The organism is Gemmatimonadota bacterium (genome assembly GCA_016209965.1).
In the GTDB taxonomy this organism is placed as follows: Bacteria; Gemmatimonadota; Gemmatimonadetes; order Longimicrobiales; family RSA9; genus JACQVE01.
This window is the reverse complement of record JACQVE010000184.1, coordinates 1-4,286: the sequence shown is the minus strand read 5'-3', so window position 1 is coordinate 4,286 and position 4,286 is coordinate 1. Positions and strand designations below refer to the sequence as shown.

The window sequence follows — 4,286 nt, the reverse complement described above, 5'->3', positions numbered from 1 at the left end:
GAACGTCGTGCTGCCCCGCTCGATCCAGAAAGCCCTCGAGCACGGTGACCTGGGCGAGAACGGCGAGTACACCTCCGCCCTCGAGCGGCAGCACTTCGTCCAGGCGCGGATCAACCACCTGAACCAGCGCATGGGGGAGCTGTCGCGGATCGATGTGCAGGGGATCCCGGAGGATCGGGTGGGCTTCGGCTCGCGCGTGCGACTGCGCGACCTGGCCAGCAACGAGGAAGTAACCTGCACTCTGGTGGCCGGAGACGCCATTGACCTGGACGCCGGCCACGTCTCCATGGCCTCGCCCATGGGCAGTGCGCTGCTGGGCCGGTCCCTGGATGAGGAGGTGATCGTGCACCTGCCCCGGGGCGAGCGGCGCTATCGCATCCTCGAGCTCACCACCTTACCCCAGATGCTACGGGGCGACAACCAGGCCGCTGCCGCGACATCGCCACACGATCTTTCCGGCGGCTGAAGCCCGCCGGCGGCCGGTGGGGCGGCAACCCTCCGGCACGCTGCCCAGGCCTGCCAGCGGCTGCGCAACACGTTGGATGCCCGCCGCTCAGTGCCCGCGTAACTCCTCCGCCTCCGCCACGAGCCGGACCGCAATCATGTACGCGGCCGTGCGCAGCGGCACGTCCCGCTGCTGCGCCAGGTCAGCCACGGAGCGGTAGGCGGCCGTCATCTTGCGCTGCAGCTTCTCGTAGACCTCGGCCAGCTCCCAGCGCATCTGCTGCAGGTTCTGCGTCCACTCGAAGTACGAGACGACCACGCCGCCGGCATTCGCCAGGAAATCCGGCAGCACCGGGATGCGCCGCTCGGCCAGCACCTTGTCCGCAATGGGCGTGGTTGGCCCATTGGCCGCCTCGACCACCATCTTGCAGTCCAGGTCCTGCACATTGTCTTCCTTCGTGATCACCCCGCCCAGCGCCGCCGGGATCAGGAAGTCACAGGGCACCCGCCACAACTTCTCGTTGCCCAGCGGGTCGCCGCCCGGGAAGCCGGCCACGCCGCCGGCCGTCTCGACGTGCTCCTGCAGCGCCGCGATGTCCAGCCCCTCCTCCGCGTACACGCCGCCGCCCTGGTCCGTGATGGCGACGACGCGTACGCCTTCCCGCTCGAGGAAGCTGGCCAGATGGCTGCCCACGTTGCCAAAGCCCTGGATCGCCGCCCGGGCGCCGGCCCACGCCAGACCGAAGTCGCGGGCGGCCTCGCGCATGACCATCATCACGCCCAGGCCGGTAGCCTCCTCGCGGCCCAGCGAGCCGCCCAGGCCCACCGGCTTGCCCGTGACCGCCGCCGGCGAATACCCCCGCCGGCCGCTGTACTCGTCCAGCAGCCACGCCATGACATGGGCGTTGGTGCCCATGTCCGGCGCCGGCACGTCGCGATACGGGCCCAGCACCAGCGCGATCCGGTCCGTGAACTTGCGCGTCAACCGCTCCAGCTCCCGGCGCGAAAGCTCACGCGGGTCCACGGACACGCCGCCCTTGGCACCGCCGAACGGCAGGTCCAGCAGCGCCGTCTTCCAGGTCATCAGCGCGGCCAGCCCGCGCACCTCTTCCAGGTCCACGGACGGGTGGTAGCGGATCCCGCCCTTGGTGGGACCCCGGGCGCCGTTGTGCTGCACACGGTAGCCCAGGAAGATCTCCGTCCGCCCGTTGTCCATCATCACCGGCACCTGCACCGTCACCTCGCGGAAGGGCAGCCGCAGCCGCTGCCGCATGGACGCCTCCAACTCCAGCAGCTCCGCCGCCGCTTCGAACTGATTGTTGATGATGCCACCTACCGCGATGCGCTTGGTCGGAAGGGCGTAGGTCACTGCAGGCATGGAGACCTCCGGCGAGATTTGCGAGGTGAGCAGCCACTGCCGCGCTTACGGTGCAAGCGCATTATAACCTGCCGCCCGGTGACGCGGCAGAGCCCGCGCGGCCTATGGCTCCAACTTCCTTCCCCGAGACTCCGCCGGCGGGAACCTGAGGCCGCGAGTGGAGGGTAGCACAGGTGCCATGATCACCGCGCTGGCCTTCACCCTCGCCCTTTCTGCGGGCCAGTCCGCCGCCCGGGAGCCCGAGCCGCTAGCTCTGACGCCCGTGCTGCTCGTTCCAGGGTGGCAGGATCGCGCCGCGCACCTCGAGCCGTTACGCGCCCGCTTCCTCGCCCACGGTTGGCCGGCAGACGCGGCGCGCGCCATCGGCTTCCGCGAACCGGTGGGCAGCAACGCGGCGCACGCGGCCGAGATCGCGGCCGCCGTGGACACCCTGCGCCGGCGCACCGGCGCCCAGCGCGTGGACATTGTCGCCCACTCGATGGGCGGACTCGCCGTCCGCTACTACCTGAGCTACCTGGGCGGCAGCAACTATGTGCGCCGCGTGGTCTTCCTCGCGACGCCGCACCAGGGCACGTGGCTCGCCTACCTGGGGTGGGGGCAGGGCGGCCGGGAAATGCGGCCGGGGAGCGCGCTCCTCGAGCGGCTGAATCGGGGAAGGATTGTACCGGCCGGCGTGCGCGCCATCTCCATCCGCACGCCGGCAGATCTTCGCGTCTTCCCGCGGCACAGCACGCAGATCGCCCATGCGCTGAACCTGCGCGTCTGCTGCCCCAGCCACCCTGGCCTGATCCGCGATCGCCGCGCCTTCGAAACGGTGAAGCAGGCGCTGCTCGACCCGTGAGCGGGACCTCCGCGTCCTCTGCGTTCTCGGTGGTGAAGTGTCACTCTTCCAGAATTGCGAATGCGTAGGCTAAGTGGTCGAGTTCATAAGTACGGCCACGCCGAATGCGGCCGTATTTGCGGATTCGACCACTAAGCCCGCAGGCGCCGGCCCAGCGCCCGGCCAATGAAGCGCAGGCGGTCCGGCCAGGGCAGCCGCAGGAAGTTGGTCTTGACCACTCCCCGGGTGAAGTACGTCTTGCGCGAGTAGTCAATGGCCACGTCCACCACCACGGGGCGCCCGCCGGCCAGGATGCGCTCCACTTCCGCGAGCGCCGCCGGAATCTCCTCATCCCGGTCCAGGGGCAGGCATTCCACGCCTACCGCCCGGCTCAGCCCCGCCAGGTCGTAATCCGCCAGCTCGCTGCAGGCCTTGCGGTTGAGCGCCACGCTCTGGAACTGCGCGATCTGCGCCAGCTCCCGGTCGCGCAGCACCAGCACGGCGATGGCGACACTGTGATGGGCGGCCGTCAGCAGTTCGAGCCCGGTCATGAGGAACGCGCCATCGCCCGCCAGCGCGATCACCGGCGCCTCGGAACACGCCAGCTTGGCGCCCACTGCCGCGGGCACCGCGTACCCCATGCAGGAGTAGTCCACGGGCGCAAGCAGCTTCCCCGGCCTGTCCAGCCGCAGCAGCTCCGTGGCCAGGAACGTCCCGTTCCCGCTATCCGTCGTGAAGATCGCGTCCGCTCCGAAATGCTCCTGTAACCCCCGCATCAGCCGAGCCGGCGAAACCCGCCTCTCTGCCTTCTCGCCCAGCCACTCTGCCCACACCTCCTCGTGCCCCTGCTGGATGCGCTCGCGCATGGCCCGGTCAGGGGTTCGCCGACGCAAATCCGATCCCGATCCCGATCCCGTTCCCGCTTTGTCTGCCGCTCCTGCCACCACGTCCCCCAGCCAAACCGCTTCGGCTCCCGGGCGCCGTCCCTTGACCGCGCCCCTACCTGCGCCCCTGCCCGCCCGTTCTGATGTTTCGGGCTTCGGCCCCAGCCCAACCTCCAGCCGCTCCAGCAGCGCGCCCACAAACAACCCGGCGTCCGCCACGATCCCCAGCTCCACCGGGTAATTCCGCCCGATCACCGCCGGATCGATGTCCACGTGGATCAGCGGCGCGGGCGGCACCAGCCCGTAGCTGCCGGTCGCGACTTCGCCGAACCGGCAGCCGATGGCGAGTGTAGCATCGCACCCGCCCACGATTTCGCGCACGAACGCCGGCGCCGCGTCGCCGAAGCCGGGCCACAGGAAAAGCGGGTGCGATTCGGGAAAGACGCCCTTCCCCTGTATGGTCGTGGCGACAGCCGCCTCCAGCCGCTCCGCCAGCCGCACCAGCTCGCGTCCCGCCCCCGCCGCGCCCAAACCGAGATACAGCAATGGCCGGCGCGACCCGCCTAGCAGCGCGGCTGCCCGCTCCACCTCCGGCGCCGCCGGCGCGGGCGCCGCAGCGGGCCCAACGTGGATCGGCGCCCCCGCCCGCCTGTCGAACTCGTGGCGGAACAAGTAGAGATCGGCCGGGATCTCGACGAACACCGGGCCAGGCGCACCCTCCCGCGCCAGGCGGCAGGCCCGCCGCACCGTGGCGTAGATG

The 4,286-nt window shown here is 70.3% G+C and carries 4 protein-coding genes; 2 read left to right on the top strand and 2 right to left on the bottom strand.

The genetic code is table 11. The features are described from left to right. Positions 1–466 (top strand): GreA/GreB family elongation factor (locus HY703_07465; protein MBI4545014.1); only part of this gene is annotated, 466 nt, incomplete at its 5' end. A gap of 87 nt (positions 467–553) precedes the next feature. Here HY703_07465 and HY703_07460 read toward each other — a convergent pair. Next, the gene (locus HY703_07460) at positions 554–1,822 is read right to left on the bottom strand and encodes a glutamate dehydrogenase (GenBank protein MBI4545013.1); all 1,269 of its coding nucleotides are present in this window, start codon (positions 1,820–1,822) and stop codon (positions 554–556) included. A 178-nt stretch (positions 1,823–2,000) separates the two neighbouring features. Here HY703_07460 and HY703_07455 point away from each other — a divergent pair, with 178 nt between their 5' ends. Next, the gene (locus HY703_07455; GenBank protein ID MBI4545012.1) at positions 2,001–2,663 is read left to right on the top strand and encodes an alpha/beta fold hydrolase; all 663 of its coding nucleotides are present in this window, start codon (positions 2,001–2,003) and stop codon (positions 2,661–2,663) included. Between the two features lie 131 nt (positions 2,664–2,794). Here HY703_07455 and HY703_07450 read toward each other — a convergent pair. After that, positions 2,795–4,286: thiamine pyrophosphate-binding protein (locus HY703_07450; protein ID MBI4545011.1), on the bottom strand; the 1,492-nt coding region annotated here is incomplete at its 5' end.